The following is a 20,858-nucleotide window of genomic DNA, read 5'->3' as shown; positions in this document are numbered from 1 at the left end:
CTAAAGGTAAATATCCGTAAATGTAAGGAAAACCAAAAATATAAGAGATAAAAATGATAAAGAGGTTGTTAAATACACGAAGTTTAAAGATCGTGTTGTTTGGGTCGATATTGTTACTCGGCACAATAAACAAAGCAAGTGCCCAATTTTATTCGGTTAAAACAGATATGCTGGGCCTAGCTACCACGACACTGAATATTGAAGGTTCGGCCGTTGTGAGTAACCAATGGACTCTACATTTACATGTACAATATAATCCATGGACATTTCCAGACAATAAAAAGATGAAAAACCTGACATTCCTGCCGGGTACACGCTACTGGTTCAATGAAACTTACAGTTACAGTTATTTTATAGGATTCAACGCAATCATCAGCAGGTATAATGTCGGCGGATTATTCGGAAGCGATTACCGCTACGACGGGATGGGCTACGGAGGAGGAGTCTCATTTGGTTTTTCAAAACCCATACGAAGGCAATGGAATCTGGAGTTCGAATTAGGTATAGGGGGTGTATATTCCAATTACGATAAATATCCTTGTATAAAATGCGGGGAGAAAATAGACGAAGGGTCAGGATTCTTTCTGTCCCCGAATAAGGCTGCGATAAGTTTGGTTTATTTATTCTGATATAAAGGATTTATGAAAAGAGAAGATTATAAAAACATTGAAGGAAAAAAGAACGCGACAAATGTTATAAAACCACTAAAATCTTTAGCTTACAGCATATTGACTATAAGTTCGATTTCGCTGGCTGTAATGTCGTGCCGTTCGGATAAAATAATGACAGAAGCACTTTACATGCAATATAAAAATGTGAAGTTGGAATTACCGCCGGGAGACGAAATAGGTGACTCTTTCTCTTCAGGTGGCATGCTCTCCGAGGTAGTTAATTATACAAATAAGGAAGATAAGGCGAGCAATGAAGCAACGTATAACACTGCTAACAAGTTAGATGCAAATACTGTCTACCGGTTAAATGAGGTAGTAGTAACTTCGCGTTCAAGCTTCACACCCGAACGCGATGGACGGGTATCGGTCAATTTCCTGGTACGGGTACCTAAAGAATTAATTTCATCGAACTGGAGCATAACCCTTAGCCCCCAACTATTACACAACGATTCTGTAGTACCATTAAAGGATTTAATAATAAAAGGTGAGGATTTTTATAATAAACAACAGAGTGGCTATGATGCCTATGACGAATATCTGGCATCTATAGTCGACAAAAAAGATTATGACAGTGTATTTCTTGACAAGCAAGGCATAGCCAAAGATATATATGACCGCCAGAGCCTCTATCTCGGCCTATATAAATCTGAATGGAACGACATGATGGATTATCAGAAATGGAAAAAGATGCTGGAAAGCCGTTATATGACATTCAATGTCAAGCAAGAAGCTAACCGTCTTGCCCTATGGCACAAATATCAGAGAGAAGCAGAATTCCTTAAAGTAAAAAATCTGGCTACAGATAAAGATACGACAGGTATAAGTGCGAACTACAATAAAAAATTTGAAAAACGGGCCGGATTATTGCCTCAATACAGATTAAAACGGGAAATCAAAGAAAAATCAGTACCCCGGAAATTTAAAGAAGTGCATGCAGAAGGTCATACAGTGGAAGATATCAAAAGTCATTCGGTGAGCGAAAGAGATTCTGTCGATATATCAAAGCACCGTTATTTCTATAACAAAATTATAGAGAACGAGATGAAAGACAGTCTCAAGAACTATAAATTCAGAGAACTGGTACCATATGAAATCCGCAAGGATGTCAAATTGGATAGTATAGCTGATACCGGTTCAGATTTTATATATCTCTATAATCACGAATATCCTGTCACTGCCGGATTGAAGAAGATCCGTATTACAATGAAAGGACATGCCAGGGCAATAGACGAGAGTGGATATACTTTCCCGAGAATGGATACGCTCACATACCTGATATCATCTATAGACCAACTAATAGATACGACACTAACGATAAAGAAGACCAAATTGTATCGTAATATGTATAGTCTTTTGACTATTTATCCAAAATTCGCAACGGGCAAAGCTGTATTCAATGTACGCCATGAAAATAACAGGATGCAAATTGATACACTTATGAGTACTTATAATGTTTTCACAAAGGAGAAAGGGTTGGACATGGATAGTGTGGTAATGACCGCCTCTACTGCTCTTGACGGATCTTTCGACAACAATGCATACCTGAGTAAACAACGTGTGGAAGCAATCAAAGACCATCTGAACAAAACATATGGAGGCAGCATAGATGTGGAAAATATTTTCAAAATACGGTATATAGGCGAAGATTGGAACGGGCTGGTAAGACTGCTCCAGAAAAGAGATGATATTGAACACAAAGGCGAAATATTGCATATGATCTCGAATGCGACATTCCCGGATGCCTGTGAAGAGGAAATCAAAAAACTGTATAAAGAAGATTATAGAATCATACGCGATTCCATTTATCCGAAACTGCATAAAATAGAACTGGCATTCAATATGAGCCGTCCGGGAATGGAAGCAACTGATTCTATACAAAGTGAATTCCGAAGCGAATATTATGAAGGCTTACGCTTACTGAAAAACCGTCAATACTGGGACGCTCTGGAAATATTAGCCAATTATCCGGATTACAATACAGCATTGTGTTTTACCAGCATGGGATATAACGACCGGGCCTATAATCTGCTGATACAGTTGGAACAGACAGCCAATGTAAACTACCTTTTAGCTATCGTTTGTTTCCGTTTGAATAAAAAAGAACTAGCTGTAGAATACTTATTAAAAGCCTGTGAACTGGATAATTCTAAAATATACAGAGCACCACGGGATATGGAAACCAAAAGCCTGATAAATATATATAAATTAAAACCTAAGTTGGATAAGATAGAAGCTGACGCTGCTATTTAGGTCTGGTTGTTGAAGACGACAGAAAATCCAAAAATAAAAACTCTCTAAGTTAAACACTTAGAGAGTTTTTTATATAATTACCATTTATTCATATGTATCTTTTTATCATCATACTTGTCCTTCACACTTTGTGGTCCCATCGGATAACCTACCGGGATGACCACTAATGGTAATATATGAGAAGGCAAGCTTATATTTTTGCTTACTGTCCCCATGCGGTCCGGGTAAGGATAAGCAGCAGTCCACACTGCACCTAAGTCTAATGCTTCGGCCGTTAATAAGATATTTTGAGTAGCTGCAGAACAATCCAGATACCAGTAAGAGGATTTTGTAGTATCGCCACAAACTACAATAGCCATAGGAACCTGAGAAAGCATTTTAGCTGTAGGTAGCTCCTCTGCCAACTTGTCCAAAATATCTCTGTTGTTTATAATGATAAACTCCCACGGACGGGTATCTTTACCCGAAGGGGCAGCCATTCCGGCCCTTACCAGAGCTTTAGCATCTTCATCCGATACAGGCCTGTCCTTTATAAAACTTCGGACACTCTTTCTTCCATGTATAACCGAAAGCACCGTTTCCTTCTTTGATATTGTGCCATTATCCGATCCGTTACAACCTGAAAATAGCATAATTGTAATAAATGTACCGAGTAATATAAATTTACTTTTCATATTTATTTATATTGAATTAATATTGCCAGTGATCCTCTAAAACCACCGGCAATATATATTTTTTAAAACTGTTCTCTTATCAGATCATGTCTGATTTATTATTCTTCCCATTTTGCAATGATAGACATCCGATCATAAGAGTATGCGCTGAAGATACCTAAAGCGCCTCCTTTGATATTCGTTGTCGGATTGTTCAGAGAATTCTCAGCCTGGCTCAGATTTTCGTAAAAAGTATGCGACGGTTTATCTACACTCTGAAATTCGATCAACAACTCGTCATTCTGTTGGATAGGATCAACATCGTCATTCGACGAAAGTACTGTAAGCGGCATGTGCATATCGCTACCATCGGAATTTTCAGTGTCTATCACAATCTCCCCTACATCTGCCCGTTGTTTACCATTTATGTAAACCAAGCAACGATAATACTCGTTCTCTTTGCCAACAGGATCTGTAAAATGCACCACCGGTAAGCCATAGTCCATAGCTAAAATCTTAGTTATCGTAAGCGAATCGATTTTCACCTGTTTCGGCATCCTCGATGTAGCCGTATATTCCTTCCCTTCATAGTTTACAGATAAACTGTATGTCCGCCCCTCTTCACCTTTCAGTTCTTGAGCTACATACCATCCGGTATTATCCTGCTCCAGTACTTCGGAATTTCCGGCATCGTCCGATATTTTGACAATGGCGCCTTTCAGAAACGGATAACCGCTATTATCGCTAAAATCCAATGTTTGGCTTACACGTACCATTGCCAAGGTATTTTGCGGAACCATCCCTTCAATTACTATACGCGGAGGAACCGTACGGAGATCTACATCAATTTCTTTCTCGCAGGAATAGGCTGTAAAGATTAATAATACTATTGCAGCCGTCAATTTACATATTTTGAATATATTGGTCATAATATCTTATTAATTGGAGTTAAAACTTAAAATTCCATGTAATTGAAGGAACGAACCTGAATAACGAATACTGATAAGCCGATGTCTTGCTTGTATCATCATTATTAGTACGGAAACGAATCATATAAGCATTTTCTCTACCATAAGCGTTATAAAGGCTGAACGCCAACTCAGATTCGAATTTCGAAGTCTTTTTCAGCAGGCAGGTAGCACCCAGGTCCAGACGGTGATAATCCGGCATACGGTAACCGTTTCGTTCGGCGTAATACATTACATCTTTCCCATTTATCTGATATTTACCACTCGGGTAAGTAATAGCATTACCTGTATAATATACCCACGCGGCAGACAACGTCCACTTGCGGTTCAGCTCGTAAACTCCCACAATAGAGAGGTCATGCGTTCTGTCCTGATAAGCATTATACCATTCGCCATCATTTATTCCGTCGATCTTTTTTTCCGATTTGGATAGCGTATAACCAACCCATCCGGTAAGTCGTCCCAACCTTTTCTTAAACATCAGTTCGAGGCCATAGGCACGGCCTTTCCCATACAGCAATTCAGTTTCCACTGCATTGTATGTCTGAAAGTTAGCGTTATCCTTATAATCTATCTGATTCCGCATATCTTTATAATAAGTCTCTACGCTGAATTCAAACATATTATTGGAAAAATTTCGGAAATAACCAATAGAAACCTGGTCGGCAATCTGAGGTTTAATATTATTCGAACTCGATGTCCAACGGTCGAACGGTGTACCTTGTGCGGCATATGTCAACAAATGCATATTCTGCACTGTACGTGCATAAGCAGCCTTAACAGAAGATACTTTATTGAGTTTATAAGCTGCTGATAAGCGAGGTTCGAGATTCACGTAAGTTTTCACTACTTTACCTCCTTTATACCACACACTGTCGGTCACATTATTCTCTTCATCCAGATTATAAAATTCACCTTTACCCAACGCCATAAATGCAGATAAACGCAGACCATAGATAACCTCCAGTTTATCTGAGAGTTTTATTTCATTAGAGGCATATATTGCATTTTCGGAAGAATAACGGTGAAGCAGGTTCAATGAATTATCTTGCTCGGCATTCAGTTCATAATCGCCGGGACCTATATCATGATAGGTTGAACTTAACCCCATTTTCCACAGACTATTTTTATTTGGCTGAAAAATAAACTCTTGCCTTACTCCGTAATCTTTTATCTTAGCTCTACCATTCATATCCATTCCTATTTCCATTCCGAAATAGTAGTTATACTGGTTGTAAAACACGGATGTACTGGAGTTCCATTTGTTATTGATAACCCTGTTCCATTTCAGATTACCGAACATATTGCCCCAATTGATTTCAGCAGCATCTTTCAACACCATTTTATCCCTCCCCAGATATCCGGAAAAAGTGAGCTGGTCTTTGTCCGATAAACTAAAATGCACTTTGGCATTCAGGTCATAAAAATAGAGATAAGCGTTTTGTGCGTCTTTAGCACCTGACAAACGTGCCATAGCATCGGCATAGGTACGTCTGGCTCCAATGAGGAACGACGACTTACCTTTTTGAATGGGGCCTTCAACATTCAGCTTGGATGAAATAAGCCCGATGCCTCCGGATACATGGTAATCCTGATTGTCGCCGTTACGTTGCTGCACATCGAGTACCGAAGCCAAACGCTCCCCATAAGGAGATGGCATAGAACCTTTGTATAAGGTTACATCACGAAGCACATCTGAATTGAAGGTAGAAAAGAACCCCATCAAATGCGATGCATTATATAAAGGTACATTATCCAACAGTATCATATTCTGGTCGGCGCTACCTCCCCGTACATAAAAGCCTGAGCTTCCTTCTCCTGCACCCTGTACACCGGGTGTAAGCTGGATCGTTTTAATAATGTCGCGTTCCCCCAATAGTACAGGCAATTTATTTATTTTCTCTATCTCGAGCCGCTCTACCCCTGTCTGCGGTGATGAAACATTGGCGTCGGCACGTTCACCCGAAACAACTATCTCTTTTAATCCGATAGCAGATTGCTTAAGTTCTATTTCCTGACGCATATCTTTAGAGAGAGAAATCTCAATTTCCTTTTTTTCGTAACCTATGTACTCTATTTGTAGAGTATAATTCCCTTTAGGTAGTGTTAAGATATAATCTCCTTTTTCGTCGGAAGCAACACCCCTGCCCTGATTATCCTTCACTATTATGGGAACTCCGATCAACGATTCTTTTGTCTGCGAATCGTAAACTACTCCTTTTATTTTATAAGTCTGGGCATTTGTAAAATTTGAAAATAAAAAGAAGAAAATCAGCCCAAAGAAAAAAACAAACCGCCCTCTTTGGGTTGAGTTAAAATGTAATGTCATACGTTAATTAGTTTAATATTAGTACCTAAATTACTCATAGGTCAAAATTACCTCTTCAATCACCTATACACAACGATAAATCGATGAATTAATTTTATTTCCCGACGAACAATTTAGAATTATCTGTTAAATTTTCATTTTTAGCAGGAAGCAGAAAACAGCGATCAGTTGACAAGTAAACGAGATACAAGATTAAAACTTGTCTACTGGTTTGCTTGTCCACTTGTATCTGTTTTTGTTAAAACCTGACACATCTGACACTTTTTTTTAATTTTTTCGGTTGTCATATTTTTCTTCTTTTTATGTTCGGCTTTTCTTTTTTGTGAAGAAGTCAGTACTTTCATATTCCTTTCCATATGTTCGTTTTTCGGAGGGTACTCCGTGATTGCCGCGACACAAGTTTCCAATATTTCTTCTACTGTTTTTTGTTCCATACCATTATCTGCTGCTTCTGTTTTTTCCAAAGTCCCGGCTTCATACTTCATTGTGCATTCTTTAGCAGGGTTCTCCTCCCCTTGCGAAGACCGGGAGAGGACATTCTTCTTATCCTGTCTGTTCAGCAACATCTTTATTGTTCTCAGATCTGGTGGACACTCTTTTTTGGTAATTATCTTTTGCTTAAAGACAAGTTCACCTGCATGTTCACCGGGGACATAAATGTCTTTTTCCACCGTTGTGTAATAACCTTCGAGCTTCTTTTTCAACGATGCATGAACCATCGTCATCAGTTCGGCTTCACGGCGCACTACCGCTTGTTCCACTTCGTGACGAAAATCGTCTTTGGTATTCATCCAACTATAAAAAGTCTCCCTGCTGATGTTTACCGCTTTGCATACCTGCGATACGGTAAAAAACTCATCTTCAATCAGGGTTACAATCTTTTCGGTCAGTTCTGCTCCATACTTCGCCATAATGTTTTTGCAGTATAGATAAATAGAGTTTTTATTTATGCAGAATTTTAACACTTTAAAAGTAATTAGCAGATTTCAGGAAGATTCCTCAGCACCCTCCTCTCTCTGCTTCCACTCAATGCAATCGCGCAGGAGCGGTGGATCACTTATTTTACAAGACCAAAGGTATGAATAATTAATCCGATGAAAGAAATATCTGTTATAAACTAATATTACATGAATATAAGAAATCCCGGTCGGTAGCTACTAACGCGACTGCAAATAAGTAACTCACAATAAATCTTAATAAAAATTTAACACATACAGACAAAATAAAATATACCATGACAATAAACATATCATGGTATACTTAAAAAAAAACGGAAACCTAAACCTATCTCTTTTTACTTAAATTTTAATTATCCAATTGTTGTAAAGCATACGCATAAGCGCCATACATAACTGCTTCACTGGTCCCTATATGTGATATAATTACACCTGTCTTTTTCGATTTATTATAATAAACCAGTTCATCACTTCCGGGAACTTTCACCTGTATATCTTCATTTTGTAAAAACTTACATCTGTCCTCTTCATCCATCAGATTATATATATCCATCTGAGTTTTTGAGAAAGAAGCTCCACCGAACATCCTTACGTTTCCCTGCAATTCTTTTATTATACCATTAAGTATATATTTCGAAGCCCCTGTGAGTCCACCGCCGATAACAAGAATACCATCTACAATAGTAAGAGCATAGGTCATCACATCACCTATCATTTCACCCATCTCCTCGAAACTCCTGATAGCAGCTTCGCGATTGCCTGGGATATTTCCTTCTGCTATATCATATATATCTTTGGGACTGAGATGCATGCTATCCTTCCCCGATAATTCCTGATAAACCCTTTTGACAGCACGTATACTTACACTTTCTTCGACTATATATTCCGGGTATTTCTTGTTTTTCATTATCCATACATCGCCACCACATCCGTTATCTCCGGTAAGAAGTGTCTTATTTATAACTACTCCTGCGCCAAACCCTGTTCCTAATGTTACCCCTAACAAGTTTGAATAACGTTTTGGATTTCCGGCATTTCCCAGCCAGTAATTAACCATCGGTAATGCTCCATGCAACGCTTCACCATATGCAAATAAATTTCCATCGTTATTGATATATACCGGTATTTTAAATTTATTGTGAAGATACGGGCCTAATGCGACACCGTTACGAAAAGCGTTAAAGTTGGGTAAGTCTCCGATTATTCCATTCTTATAGTCGGCAGGCCCCGGAAATGCAAAGCTTATAGCCACAGGTTCGGCTGCCAGTCCTGCCTTTATCGTTTCAAATCCATGCACCAACACTTCCAAACATTTATCCAAATCGTCAGAAACAGCAGGCAGAACCAGATGCTCTCCAACTTCCTTATATGCCTGAACAGCTGAGAATACAAAGTTTGTTCCTCCTGCATCGAGTGTTAATACTATCCGTTGATCGTTAATATACATAACTATGATTTTTTCTCAAATTTAAGTGATAATATGTAGATATAAGCTGCACTTAGCAATAAAACGCCGAAACTGATGCCGAGTCCGAAATGTTTTGCCACAACGCCCACCAATGGTGTTACTACAGCACCTCCGGCAACCCCCATTATCATCAATGATGATATTTCGTTTGCTTTTTGCGGACGATATTGCATAGCAACTGAAAATATGATGGAAAACACATTGGCACATGTCAGACCGATTATAAATACGGCAGCAAACAATAACCATTTATCTGATAAAAACATGAGCATAAGAAATGCAGGAACCGCAATCAGCATATTGATTTTCATAAACTTCGATGGATTAATCTTCAGAAGAAGAATCGAACCTAAAAAAGCACCAAACGTTCTTGCCCCGAAATAAAGGCTGGAACCTAATGTGGCATCGTCGGTAGTAAAGCCTAATCTTTGCTCCAATAATTGGGGTGTATTTACATTCATGCAGACGTCGATACCCACTATTAACAAAATACCAAGGAACATCTGTAATATAAGGCTGTCTTTCAGTAATCCTAATGTATTGCCAAAAGAAGCCTGCTTAGTATCCACGTTTTCTTCCCTCTTGATAGGCACCAAGTACAACCAGATAAACGAAACAAGCGATGTAATAGCAAACACAAGCAGAATAAGTTTCCAATCCCCGTAATTCTTCACGGCCATGCTGGCTATAATAGGCCCTACGAAGGAAGACACAGCCTTTATGAACTGTCCGAAAGTCAAAGTCCCGGCCAGCTTACTATCATGCACAATACTAGCGACCAAAGGGTTCAGTGAGACCTGCAAGATAGTATTCCCAATACCCAGCAGGGCGAATGAGAAAATCACCACATAGAAATCGTAGAAGAGAAAAGGTAATATCAATGAAATACATTCAATAAGAATAGCCAGTAGTACGGTTTTCTTCCGTCCTATGCGGTTCATCAATAATCCGGTAGGTATGGAAAATATCGCAAACCAGAAAAATACCATCATCGGTATAATGCTGGAAGTCAGTTCATCAAGGGAAAAGTCCTTTTTCAGATAATTGGTCGAGAGGCCAACTATATCCACCATTCCCATTACAAAGAAACTGAACAGGATAGGTATAAGTATTTTGATGCTATTTGATTTATTTTCAGTCATAAGCTTAGCTCTATATTGTTAAAACCGTACATACGCTTTTATTACAATACACTCCTGCCCCACCGATTTTCCTGTCGGGGTAATCGTATATTCACCCAATGCCGCCGGTATTATAAATGTTTCTGCATAATGCACAACAAAAGGTTCGAACACCCCTTTAGGGTCTTCTATTATAACTTCCTCACCTTCTACCAGGTTCAATACATTTACGCTATTATTGGTTTTATGAGATGTCTTTTTCGAAAAACGGAATCTTCTTGTCTCAATAAATTCGTTGGGGTGCAATCCGGTTTTTTCTTCCAACCACCCATCGCCTTCAGATACAGTAGAACATATATTCACCAGATTCTTATGTGTGTATTCCGTATCCCTTGTCCAGTCAATTACTTTTTTACCTCTTTCTACATTTATGGGGCGGGGTTTTCCATCAAGGCCCAATCGCTCCCAGTCCCAGAGTTTAAATGTAAATAGGTTGGGTGTAGAACTTATTTCGAGCACAACCCCTTGTGGTCCGGAACAATGAACAGTTCCACTCGGTATCAGAAAATGATCGTGTTTTTTAGCAGGGATCTTATTAGCATATTTGTCTGCGTCGAATACGATCTCACCTCTTTCCGCCTTTTCCAGGTCACGAATCATTTCGTCTTTGTCTATCCCTGTTTTCAGTCCAAGATATACAACAGCATCTTCTTTGGCATCAACCATGTAGTAACTCTCGTCCTGTGTATAATGTATACCAAAAGATTCGTGCACGAACTGTGTTGTCGGATGTACCTGAAGGCTCAGGCTTCCACCCTGTACTGTATCCAGAAAATCGAAGCGGATAGGAAACTCCTTTCCAAAGCGGGATTCGACAGGCTCTCCTAATAATTCACGGCTTTTCAGGAACACCACATTTACTGCGGGCATCTCAAACAGGGTTCCACTGACATTCAAGAATAGACTATTTTCTTCAGGGACACAATCGAAACACCACCCATAATTCACATTATCCTTATCCAAATCGAATGTCTCTCTCATCCACTGGCCACCCCATGGCGCCGGATCAAAAAACGGAACTACCCGGAAAGGTTTCTTTATGGTTGCTTCGATACCACTGAAGAAAGTTTCCTTGTCTATCATTTTTGGATGTTCCTTCACATGAGTGTCTACCCAATACGAAACCCTGTTATATAAGGTGTTCTTATGTGCATCACATATTTTCCAATCGTTAAAGTATCCCCGCTTATGCTGCAAAGAAGTGGCTTCATTTCTGTCGTCCAGCCCCAGAGCCATAATACTGCGTGAACGGAATCGCTGCTGTATCTCCCATCGTGCCATATCAATATATACAATACAGGCTGAATCCGGAACAACAAGTGACGCTCCGCTACCGACGACAATCACAGTACCTATACAGTTTTTAATCTGATTTCGGGCTTTCGTTAATTTCTCCGTATCGAAATAGTCTACCATCGACAGGTTAGTCATATAACCGAACAAGACATCATCTGTCATAAACCGCTCTGTCATTTTTCGGATTTCATCTTCCGATTTAAACAAATCCCTTGTATTAAATATCAAGTCAGGTTCTATAGCATTGACATGTGATATTACTTCATCTTCATGAACACCTACATACATATCTATACCAATAACAGAACATGTATTCAACGTACCTTTTAATGACTGCAAAATATCTCTCCATCCCTCTATTATAGCACCTTTGATCTTTGTTGCGGGATATTTGTCATAATTGGGCTTCCTCATAGTATATCATTTATAAATATTATTCAAAAAACAATATATGTTCATACATATATATCATTGTGCAAATATATACATCTTTTTTTGTTTACCAATATTTTTTTATGTTATTTTGTAAAACTGTTGAACAATTCATATAAACAAGAAGCTATGAAAATAGAAGTTAATCGTGAAAGCTCAAAGCCTCTTCATCTGCAAGCAGAGGAATTCCTTCGGAGGTTGATAGACGAAGAAGAATACAAAAACGGGAAGTTGCTGCCCAAAGAGATTGAATTGTCCAAACAATTTAATATATCCAGGAACACATTAAGGCAGGCGATTAACAAACTTGTATTCGAAGGACTTCTTGTACGCAGAAAAGGCTATGGCACCAAAGTCGCCCGGAAAGGCTTTGTCGGTGGCGTGAAAAACTGGCTGAGTTTCTCACAGGAGATGAAAATGCTGGGGATAAAGATTAAGAACTTTGAGCTTTTTATCGGAACTCAAAAGGTATATAAGGAAGTAGCTGATTTTTTCAATGTGGAAGTGGATACACGTTGCCTGAAACTAGAACGGGTTCGTGGTAGCGAAGAATATCCCTTCGTATATTTCATATCTTATTTCAATCCCAGCATACCTCTTACGGGAGAAGAAAACTTCAACATTCCTCTGTACGAATTGTTAGAACATAATTATGATATAGTCGTTAAAACATCTAAAGAAGAGATATGTGCCAGATTAGCCGGAGACTTTATAGCCGATAAACTGGAAATATCACCCAACGACCCTATACTGATTCGAAAACGTTTTGTATATGATATCAACGATGTACCGATAGAATACAACATCGGTTACTACAGAGCTGACAGCTTTACATATACACTGGAAGCCCAAAGATAAAAGCCTTCTTAATACAAAATAAAAGCCTTCTCTTCAGAAGGCTTTTTCTATATAGTTTCTTTTATTTTTCTTCATCTATTAGATATTTATTTAATATATTTGCATATGTATATACATATAGAATATACTTCGATTTTATTTAATATATCATGAAAAATTCACCTTTATATGCTTTACTTGGTATCTCCGCATGCATCAGCAACGGAATCATAGCCCAAGACATAAAAAAACCGATGAATATCTTGTTCATCATGACCGATGATCATGCCTTTCAGGCATTAAGCGCATATGGCCATCCTATTTCGAAGCTTGCTCCTACTCCCAATCTGGACCGGATAGCGCAAAACGGAATGCTCTTTAATAATGCATTTGTAGAAAACTCAATTTCTACTCCCAGTAGAGCAACGCTGTTGACAGGAATGTATAGCCACCAACATGGGCAAACACACCTTGGTTACGGATTAAAGCCCAACAAAAAATTCTTTGTAGAGTATTTGCAAAATGCAGGCTATCAGACCGCATTGTTCGGCAAATGGCACTTGAGCGCTCAACCGAAAGGATTTGATACATATAAGATATTTGATGATCAGGGCGAATATTACAATCCAAAGTTCAGAACACCGGAATCGGACGGAAAATATATACAAGAAGAGGGTTATGCAACCGATCTTGTAACTGATGATGCTTTGAACTGGCTTATATTCCGCGACAAAAACAAACCGTTCTGTGTATTGGTTCATCACAAAGCTCCTCACCGAAACTGGATGCCCGACCTCCAATATCTCGAGTTGTATGAAGACGTTGAATTTCCCGAACCGGCTACTTTATTCGATAATTATAGTACCAGAGGCGAACAGATGAAAACACACGAACTTTCTGTTGCCAAGCATCTCGGATATGCCTTCGACCTGAAAATTTCCCAACTGCAAAACGAACCGACACTGGATTATATCAAAGCGAGCTTTGACATGGCTATAAGTACATTAACACCTGAGCAACTCAGAGTATGGAACGAATCGTATGATAAAAAAAATAAGGACTTCCTTGCTAACAGGCCGGAAGGAAAGAAACTCACCCAATGGAAATACCAACGATATATCAAAGACTATTGCCGCACAATAAAAAGTGTGGATGTCCAGGTGGGCAGATTACTTGACTACCTGGAAAATAATAACCTTATGGAAAACACGATTATTGTATATACTTCCGATCAGGGTTTCTATCTGGGAGAGCATGGGCTCTATGACAAACGCTTCATGTACGAAGAAGCTTTCAGAACACCGCTTATTATCGCTTTACCGGGAGCAAAAAAAGGGACAAAATGTACAGAACTTGTTCAAAATATAGATTATGCACCAACCCTTCTGGATGCCGCCGGAGTTAATAAACCCGATGACATGGCCGGAGAATCACTGATCCCATTATTGACCGGAACTTCTGATAAATGGAGAGATAATCTCTATTATCAATTCTATGATTATCCCGCTGTAGGAATGACACGCAAGCATTACGGAATACGGGACAAAAGGTATAAACTTATACATTGGTACGGCAAAGGGGAAATCAACGACAAGGATATTGATAGCTGGGAATTATATGACCTGAAAAAAGACCCGACAGAAGTTAATAATGTGTATAATGATAAGAAATATTCGAAGGTAAGAGAACGGCTTCATATACTTCTCGAAGAGAAAAGAAAAGAATTGAAAGTTACAGAATAGTATCTGAGGCCATATAAAAAGAAAACGGTAAGATTAATCTTACCGTTTTCTTTTTATACTCTCATTTGTTGTTTTAACTAGCTGGAATAGAAACTTCTTTTACCTCGGTATAATTATAACGATTTGTTGCATCAAACGTAACAGAGGTGCGTACCCCGAATCTGATAAAATACTTTCGGGCATAGTCCGGGAAAGACTTTGATGCCGACGAAGTATTTATTGTAAAAGTAGTTCCGTTAGGTCCTAAAATTTCAGAAGCTCCCACTCCCATTTTGGCAGGGTCACATTTAACTGAGTAATTAGGGCTATAACTAAAATCACCTACATAATCGGTTTCGCTTATAAATAACCAACCTTCGACCAGAGGTTTCTGATATGTTGCATTATCAGATCCATATGTAACTTTCACCTTTACTGTTACCGTTCTGTCTGTATTTACAACCGGTTCTCCATCCCATTCTATCTTGAGGATAGGTTCTACCTCATACGTTTTTTCCACTGTACCGCTAATGGTCATTTTCTCTTCAGGTAGCGGTACGAATGCACCGGACGGTATAATTCCATATTCACCTTTGAATATCTTTGTATTATTGAATGTTCCATCCATTTTACAATTAAAATCGTATGGTTGAGGCGTATCACTCCAGCTATACTCCATCATACGGATGCGTACACCTGTATTCCCAATAGCTGTCTGAAAAGGCTTATTTGTTCCTTTTTCTACAAACTTACCTCTGAATGTCTCTTTAGGCTCAGGATAATTGTCATCAGCGCACGATGCCATTCCCAAGAACATCAATAGAGACAAAGCAATATATAATATAGTATTTCTCATATCGTCAATATTTTTGTTATTAATAACCCGGATTTTGCTTACAGTTCGGATTCTTAGTTATCTCACCTGTAGGTATTTGCTGATAATAATTCTTAGTATCGAAATTAAAAATATAGTTATTTCCGGCTTTTGATTCCATAAACCTTGAGTCCAGAAAATATTTTTCAGCATCGGTGGAATAAAAAGCATATAGAACTCTGTAGCGTCTGTTAGTTTGTTCATCATAGATGACTCTCCAACGTTTCAAATCCCAATAAGTCTTATGTTCGAAAGCAAGCTCTTTTCTCCTTTCAGTCCGGACCACATTAATATCACTCAAAGGAGCTGAACTTGTCAATAATGTAGCTCCTGCCCGTCTTCTTATAAGATTGATACAACGAAATGCTTCTTCGCGATAGCTTTCTCCTGTAGATGCCGTACTTACACCAGCAAGAAATAGTTCATTTGCAGCTTCGGCACGATTGAGCAACACTTCTGCATAGCGGATTTCAATCCAATTCTGACTCGATTTATTACCATTATTATCCGCCAGATTGGGATCCAAATATTTGCGAAGATAGAAGCCACTGATATTTCCGAAATCCCATCCCGAAACAACACCACTTTCTCCGGCTCTTTTCATCTTACTAACGCCATCCTTCAACAAGATAGCATTAGCTGCCTGATTGTTGAAAGAAAAATCGCTTGAAAGCTTCAAATTACTTGATTCTCCATATACTACATTATAATCGGTAACACTACCTTCAGGCATCAGCCGGCTGATACCTGTCCCCACGGTCCCTGTCCATATTCCACGACGCAAGTCTATAGTCTTACCTTTAAACTCATCCATAGGGAGTATTACCGTTGCTCTCAAACGAGGTTCACAGTTTGCAAAAGCATCAAGTGGAGAATTATACAATATATATTTTCCATTGGAATCCAGATTTTTAAATTTCCCATTGGAATCTTTATCTATACCGTCAAACATTTCTACAAAATCCAGGGTCGGACAGATTTCCGAGTTATTACCTCCTGTAGATGTCTGCATTGGTTGTGCCGAATCATCAAAATTATGTACTGACTCCGGATCCTTAAAATACCTCACAAATATATTCTCCTTTGTATCCTTAAGGAAGATATTAACAAAATTAGTTGTTTGAGCGGTCTTATCCCCGTCAACCCATTCAGCTTCATAAAGGCCATACGTTGTAGTTTCATCTAAAATTTTACTGGCTTCGTAAGCCGCTTTGAAATAATCGTTTGCTCGGGTAGACGGAATTCCGCATATCCTTACTCCGTTGTATTCCTCACTGATTGTATTGTACCTAGCGATCGATCCTGCATGAAGCATGGTGCGTGATTTAAACGCAGCAGCAACATATCTGTTGGCACGCCCTTTTTGATTCGTTTTTGGCAGGTTAGTTATTGCATAATCCAAATCAGAAGCTATGAGATCCCATATAGCCTCTTCCGAATCACGGAAAAGCCTTGTACCCTCTACATCGACACTCGCCGGATAATCAATTACATAATCCACTTTAGGTACACCACCATAACGTTTAACCAGCGAATAATAAAGGAATGCCCTCACAAAATAGGCTTCGGCCAAATAAGTATTATAGTCGGCCTGACTATGAGCTGACGCATATTTCGGGAGTGTTTCTATAAATAAATTGGCATCGCGGATCGCAGAATAAGCTACATCCCAATAACTTGCACTTTCAGCTTCAGCTCCTTTGGTATCACGACCCAAGGCCTCTCCTGTCAAACCGGATTGTTGCTTATATTTTGTATCTGCATTATTGAACAAGCCACTTTTTTCATAATTGTACCTGAAATCTTCCATTGGAAGCCTGCTGTACATCCGCGCTATATAACTCATAGTACCTTCTGTAGTACCGAATATTTCGGGGTCACCGATTATATTCTTTGGCGGAATATCCAAATCTGTACATGCCATGAACAAACCCAGACAAAGTAATAATATATATTTTAGATGTTTCATAATATTAATATTTAGAATTTTATATTCATTCCTACTGTAACAGTTTTATTGAGCGGGTAACTATATCCGTAATCACCTAATCCACCTTTACTATCGTCAGGATTTGTAAAAAATTCAGGATCCATATATTTTAATTTAGTAAATGTCAATAGATTATATGAACTTACATATACCCTAACATTCTGTATATTCAAAGCCGAAAGCCATTTCTTTGGAAGTGTATATCCCAATTCTATATTCTTGAGCCTTAAGTATGCACCATTTTGAATATTAAATTCAGAATTATAATTCGGGCTGGTTCCGGTATAAGCATAATGTCCGCTTATCCATTCTGTAGCTGGATCGTAAGGGCTTGCGGTAGGGTCCGACGGACGCCAGCGATCCAAGAACTGTGTAAGAGCATTCGTATCTGCCCACAAAGGCTGATATAAAAATTGTCTTGGAGCAACATAGCGTTTACCTCCACCTTGCCATAGCATAGTAAGATCTATCCCTTTCCATGATGCAGATATAGTGATTCCATAATAAATCAGAGGTGTCATACCGTTCATTGCGAGCGGATGTACATCCAGGTCATTTATTTGCCCATCACCATTCCAGTCTTGATATTGATAATCCCCCAGAGTAGTACCACGCCCGATATAAACAGGATTATGATATATCTGATCCCAACTGGTTATACGTCCGTCTCCTCCATATCCCCACCATATATTATTATAGCGTTCATTGTTATTCTCCCTCCAGTTCAGGTATGAATTGCCTCTCTTCGATTGTTCATAATATATTGTCTTTACACGAGTAAATGACATATTACCTTTCACCTGATAATCAAAATCACCTATTCTGTTGCGATGACTAAGTTCCAATTCGAAACCTCTCGTCAGATCGCTATTCAGATTTTCCTGCGGTTGGGAAGCACCTACAATCCCCGGAATCGACTGGGAACGAGTCGCTAACAAGCCTGTACGTTTTCTCTGAAAATACTCGGCAGTTACGCCCAAGAATCCATTCCATGCGTCCATATCCAAGCCTATATTCAACATATCGGATTTATACCAGGTAATAGCTGTATTTGCCAGCCCCTTATTGCTGGAACTATTGACGAATGATCCATCAAAAATATAACCAGAAGGAAGTCCTGCACTATTACCGCCAGAAGCCGGATAGTAATATCCCGTCAAGAAATTATAATCGTTTGTTGACGCATCATCGAGCATCCGTCCGTAAGATCCGCGTAGTTTCAGATTATCGATGAATTTAAGTGGTGATTTCTTAAAGAATCCCTCTTCTGATACACGCCAGGCTGCCATGACTCCGGGAGTTGTTGCCCAACGGGAATTATCCGGGAATCTTGATGAAGACTCATGCCTTAACGTAAACTCAGCCAGATATTTACCTGTGAAATCATATTTAACACGTCCTACATAAGCATTGTATGCATAATCGTAAAGAGAAGATGCAGCTGTGGACTGATTGATCTGCATCTTATCCGTTATACCTGTAAACAACTGATCTAAAGGCAATAGAAGCTGTCTGTTACCATAAAAGTTATCTCCTTCTTTATGCGTATTCTCATAGAGTGCCATCGCCGACACATTATGTTTACCGAATTGCCTGTCGAAACCAATCTGGATATTCCATAAGGTTGCATCCTTTCCGTAAAAATACCGGGATACCTTATTTGGGGCATCACTTTGTCCATTCCATGTTTTTGCTGCACCACCCGAGTCGTAAAGTTTATAAGCTTTCATAAACTCTTTGTTATCATTCAACGTATAGTCGTAACTATACATACCTTTCGCATACAAGCCTTTAACGAATGGCATATCATATCTCAAAGAGGCATTCGATTGAAACCATTTACTTTTATATGAGTTAGCGCCGGTTACACCTTTATTCATCATAGTGACAGGATTTTGTAATCCGCCATTGGTAGGTTGCCAGTACTGACCTTCTTCTTCATTATAGTAAACCTTATCCATCGGTTGCATAAGCCACATACCCCGTACAATATCATTAGAACTATAAACTGATGATTGCCGCTCATCGAGTAATCCAGCCAGATTTAAATCAAATCGGAGATTTTTAGTTATCTGAGAAGAAATATTACTACGAATAGTATATTTCTCATAGTTAATGGCATTTGTCTTTAAGAAACTCTCCTGAGTCTGGTAACCGATACTCGCATAATAACTCAACGCCTCTGTACCTCCGGTAGCACTTAATGTATGCATAGTCTGAGGTGCACTGCTCCGAAGAACCTCTTTCTTCCAATCGGTACTCTGTATTGTACCATTGCGATAAGCTTCGATTTGCTCATCTGTATAAGGACGGTTAGGCCCGTCTACATTATGCATTGTGCGTTCGTTGAATAGAGTCATCCAGTCTACTGCATTTGCCAGATCAGGGAAGTTAGTAGGCATCTGCCAAGACACATTCCCCGAATAGCTAAGGCTAACCTTTCCCTTTTCGCCTCGCTTAGTTGTTACCAAAATAACACCATTTGCCGAGTTAACACCATAGATAGCTGCCGAAGCATCTTTAAGTACCGAAATGCTCTCTATATCTTCTGCATCCAAACGCGCCATATTACCACGTGGAACTCCATCTATAACAATCAGCGGACTTCCTAAACCGCGTATATCCATCGATCCGCTAAATTGTCCGGGTTCGGATGAGTTTTGAACGACACGCAAACCTGCCACTTTTCCGGTAAGCATATTCTGCACACTTTCGTTCTTGGTTGTAATGATCTCTTCATTCTTAATGGCAGAAACTGCACCTGTCAGTGTAGCTTTCTTTTGCACACCGTATCCAACAACCACTACCTCGTCCATCAGCTTGCTATCGTCTACCAGTACTATATTAAGGTCTTTGAGCGAAGTTTTATTCCCTACTTTTATTTCCTGCGTTACGTATCCGATAGAAGATATTACCAATGTAGAATTTGGATTTACTTTTATTGAAAAACTCCCGTCTACATCAGTCGCTATACCATTGGTAGTTCCTTTTTCTACTACACTGGCTCCTATAATGGCTTCATTCATTGCGTCTTTTACAACACCTGAAACCTCCGTCTTGCTTTGCTGCGAATAAAGATTTGCAGAGGCCAGCAGTAATGTGGCGCACATGCAAACTTTAAACAGGCTAAATAGATTTAAGAAGTTAACTTTAAATTTCATACTTCATAGTTTTTAATGTGTTTGATAAATCAATAATAATTTAAGTCTCATTTTACGCCTATGTCTCTAGG

The 20,858-nt window shown here is 39.0% G+C and carries 14 protein-coding genes; 4 read left to right on the top strand and 10 right to left on the bottom strand.

Annotated elements, in window-relative coordinates:
- The first annotated feature begins 53 nt into the window (after window positions 1-53).
- Entirely contained in the window at window positions 54-629 is a 576-nt protein-coding gene (locus QZL88_RS19240) for a DUF3575 domain-containing protein (protein WP_296944117.1), read from the top strand.
- 12 nt (window positions 630-641) lie between these two features.
- Window positions 642-2,921, top strand: a complete 2,280-nt coding sequence (locus tag QZL88_RS19235) for a hypothetical protein (RefSeq protein ID WP_296944114.1) — start codon at window positions 642-644, stop codon at window positions 2,919-2,921.
- A gap of 77 nt (window positions 2,922-2,998) precedes the next feature.
- On the opposite strand, the gene QZL88_RS19230 is transcribed toward QZL88_RS19235, so the two are convergent.
- From QZL88_RS19230 to QZL88_RS19200, 7 genes are all read right to left on the bottom strand, one after another.
- Entirely contained in the window at window positions 2,999-3,595 is a 597-nt protein-coding gene (locus QZL88_RS19230) for a nitroreductase family protein (RefSeq protein ID WP_296944111.1), read from the bottom strand.
- Window positions 3,596-3,693: 98 nt separating this feature from the next.
- Window positions 3,694-4,503, bottom strand: a complete 810-nt coding sequence (locus tag QZL88_RS19225; protein ID WP_296944109.1) for a DUF4249 domain-containing protein — start codon at window positions 4,501-4,503, stop codon at window positions 3,694-3,696.
- Window positions 4,504-4,522: 19 nt separating this feature from the next.
- Window positions 4,523-6,871 carry a TonB-dependent receptor gene (locus QZL88_RS19220; protein ID WP_296944106.1) on the bottom strand — a complete coding sequence of 783 codons (2,349 nt, stop codon included), beginning with the start codon at window positions 6,869-6,871 and terminating at the stop codon, window positions 4,523-4,525.
- A gap of 203 nt (window positions 6,872-7,074) precedes the next feature.
- Window positions 7,075-7,782, bottom strand: a complete 708-nt coding sequence (locus tag QZL88_RS19215; protein WP_296944104.1) for a helix-turn-helix domain-containing protein — start codon at window positions 7,780-7,782, stop codon at window positions 7,075-7,077.
- 394 nt (window positions 7,783-8,176) lie between these two features.
- Window positions 8,177-9,274, bottom strand: a complete 1,098-nt coding sequence (locus QZL88_RS19210) for an ROK family protein (RefSeq protein WP_296944101.1) — start codon at window positions 9,272-9,274, stop codon at window positions 8,177-8,179.
- Between the two features lie 2 nt (window positions 9,275-9,276).
- Window positions 9,277-10,437 carry an MFS transporter gene (locus tag QZL88_RS19205; protein WP_296944099.1) on the bottom strand — a complete coding sequence of 387 codons (1,161 nt, stop codon included), beginning with the start codon at window positions 10,435-10,437 and terminating at the stop codon, window positions 9,277-9,279.
- An 18-nt stretch (window positions 10,438-10,455) separates the two neighbouring features.
- Window positions 10,456-12,186 (bottom strand): class I mannose-6-phosphate isomerase, encoded by a 1,731-nt coding sequence (locus QZL88_RS19200; protein WP_296944096.1) that lies wholly within the window; start codon window positions 12,184-12,186, stop codon window positions 10,456-10,458.
- Window positions 12,187-12,333: 147 nt separating this feature from the next.
- On the opposite strand from QZL88_RS19200, the gene QZL88_RS19195 reads away from it, so the two are divergent.
- A complete protein-coding gene (locus tag QZL88_RS19195) occupies window positions 12,334-13,062 on the top strand; it encodes a GntR family transcriptional regulator (RefSeq protein WP_006797843.1) in 729 nt (242 codons plus the stop codon).
- A 149-nt stretch (window positions 13,063-13,211) separates the two neighbouring features.
- A complete protein-coding gene (locus tag QZL88_RS19190; protein ID WP_296944092.1) occupies window positions 13,212-14,783 on the top strand; it encodes a sulfatase in 1,572 nt (523 codons plus the stop codon).
- Window positions 14,784-14,856: 73 nt separating this feature from the next.
- Here the strand turns inward: QZL88_RS19190 and QZL88_RS19185 are convergent, their stop codons facing one another.
- From QZL88_RS19185 to QZL88_RS19175, 3 genes are read right to left on the bottom strand one after another with little or no spacing between them, the layout of a single operon-like run.
- Window positions 14,857-15,618 (bottom strand): DUF3823 domain-containing protein, encoded by a 762-nt coding sequence (locus QZL88_RS19185; protein ID WP_296944090.1) that lies wholly within the window; start codon window positions 15,616-15,618, stop codon window positions 14,857-14,859.
- A 19-nt stretch (window positions 15,619-15,637) separates the two neighbouring features.
- Window positions 15,638-17,605 carry a RagB/SusD family nutrient uptake outer membrane protein gene (locus tag QZL88_RS19180; RefSeq protein ID WP_296944087.1) on the bottom strand — a complete coding sequence of 656 codons (1,968 nt, stop codon included), beginning with the start codon at window positions 17,603-17,605 and terminating at the stop codon, window positions 15,638-15,640.
- An 11-nt stretch (window positions 17,606-17,616) separates the two neighbouring features.
- Window positions 17,617-20,787 carry a TonB-dependent receptor gene (locus tag QZL88_RS19175; RefSeq protein ID WP_296944085.1) on the bottom strand — a complete coding sequence of 1,057 codons (3,171 nt, stop codon included), beginning with the start codon at window positions 20,785-20,787 and terminating at the stop codon, window positions 17,617-17,619.
- Window positions 20,788-20,858: the final 71 nt, after the last annotated feature.

It is taken from the genome of uncultured Dysgonomonas sp., assembly GCF_900079725.1.
In the GTDB taxonomy this organism is placed as follows: Bacteria; Bacteroidota; Bacteroidia; order Bacteroidales; family Dysgonomonadaceae; genus Dysgonomonas.
Note: the sequence above shows the minus strand (reverse complement) of the source record. Positions and strands in the feature narration are given on the sequence as shown.

What these genes read in the sequence shown, in the direction of transcription:
- QZL88_RS19220 (WP_296944106.1), bottom strand. Translation starts at nt 6,871, where the DNA reads ATGACATTACATTTTAACTCAACCCAAAGAGGGCGGTTTGTTTTTTTC.
- QZL88_RS19175 (WP_296944085.1), bottom strand. Translation starts at nt 20,787, where the DNA reads ATGAAATTTAAAGTTAACTTCTTAAATCTATTTAGCCTGTTTAAAGTT.
- QZL88_RS19200 (WP_296944096.1), bottom strand. Translation starts at nt 12,186, where the DNA reads ATGAGGAAGCCCAATTATGACAAATATCCCGCAACAAAGATCAAAGGT.
- QZL88_RS19225 (WP_296944109.1), bottom strand. Translation starts at nt 4,503, where the DNA reads ATGACCAATATATTCAAAATATGTAAATTGACGGCTGCAATAGTATTA.
- QZL88_RS19235 (WP_296944114.1), top strand. Translation starts at nt 642, where the DNA reads ATGAAAAGAGAAGATTATAAAAACATTGAAGGAAAAAAGAACGCGACA.
- QZL88_RS19205 (WP_296944099.1), bottom strand. Translation starts at nt 10,437, where the DNA reads ATGACTGAAAATAAATCAAATAGCATCAAAATACTTATACCTATCCTG.
- QZL88_RS19195 (WP_006797843.1), top strand. Translation starts at nt 12,334, where the DNA reads ATGAAAATAGAAGTTAATCGTGAAAGCTCAAAGCCTCTTCATCTGCAA.
- QZL88_RS19180 (WP_296944087.1), bottom strand. Translation starts at nt 17,605, where the DNA reads ATGAAACATCTAAAATATATATTATTACTTTGTCTGGGTTTGTTCATG.
- QZL88_RS19215 (WP_296944104.1), bottom strand. Translation starts at nt 7,782, where the DNA reads ATGGCGAAGTATGGAGCAGAACTGACCGAAAAGATTGTAACCCTGATT.
- QZL88_RS19185 (WP_296944090.1), bottom strand. Translation starts at nt 15,618, where the DNA reads ATGAGAAATACTATATTATATATTGCTTTGTCTCTATTGATGTTCTTG.
- QZL88_RS19210 (WP_296944101.1), bottom strand. Translation starts at nt 9,274, where the DNA reads ATGTATATTAACGATCAACGGATAGTATTAACACTCGATGCAGGAGGA.
- QZL88_RS19230 (WP_296944111.1), bottom strand. Translation starts at nt 3,595, where the DNA reads ATGAAAAGTAAATTTATATTACTCGGTACATTTATTACAATTATGCTA.
- QZL88_RS19190 (WP_296944092.1), top strand. Translation starts at nt 13,212, where the DNA reads ATGAAAAATTCACCTTTATATGCTTTACTTGGTATCTCCGCATGCATC.
- QZL88_RS19240 (WP_296944117.1), top strand. Translation starts at nt 54, where the DNA reads ATGATAAAGAGGTTGTTAAATACACGAAGTTTAAAGATCGTGTTGTTT.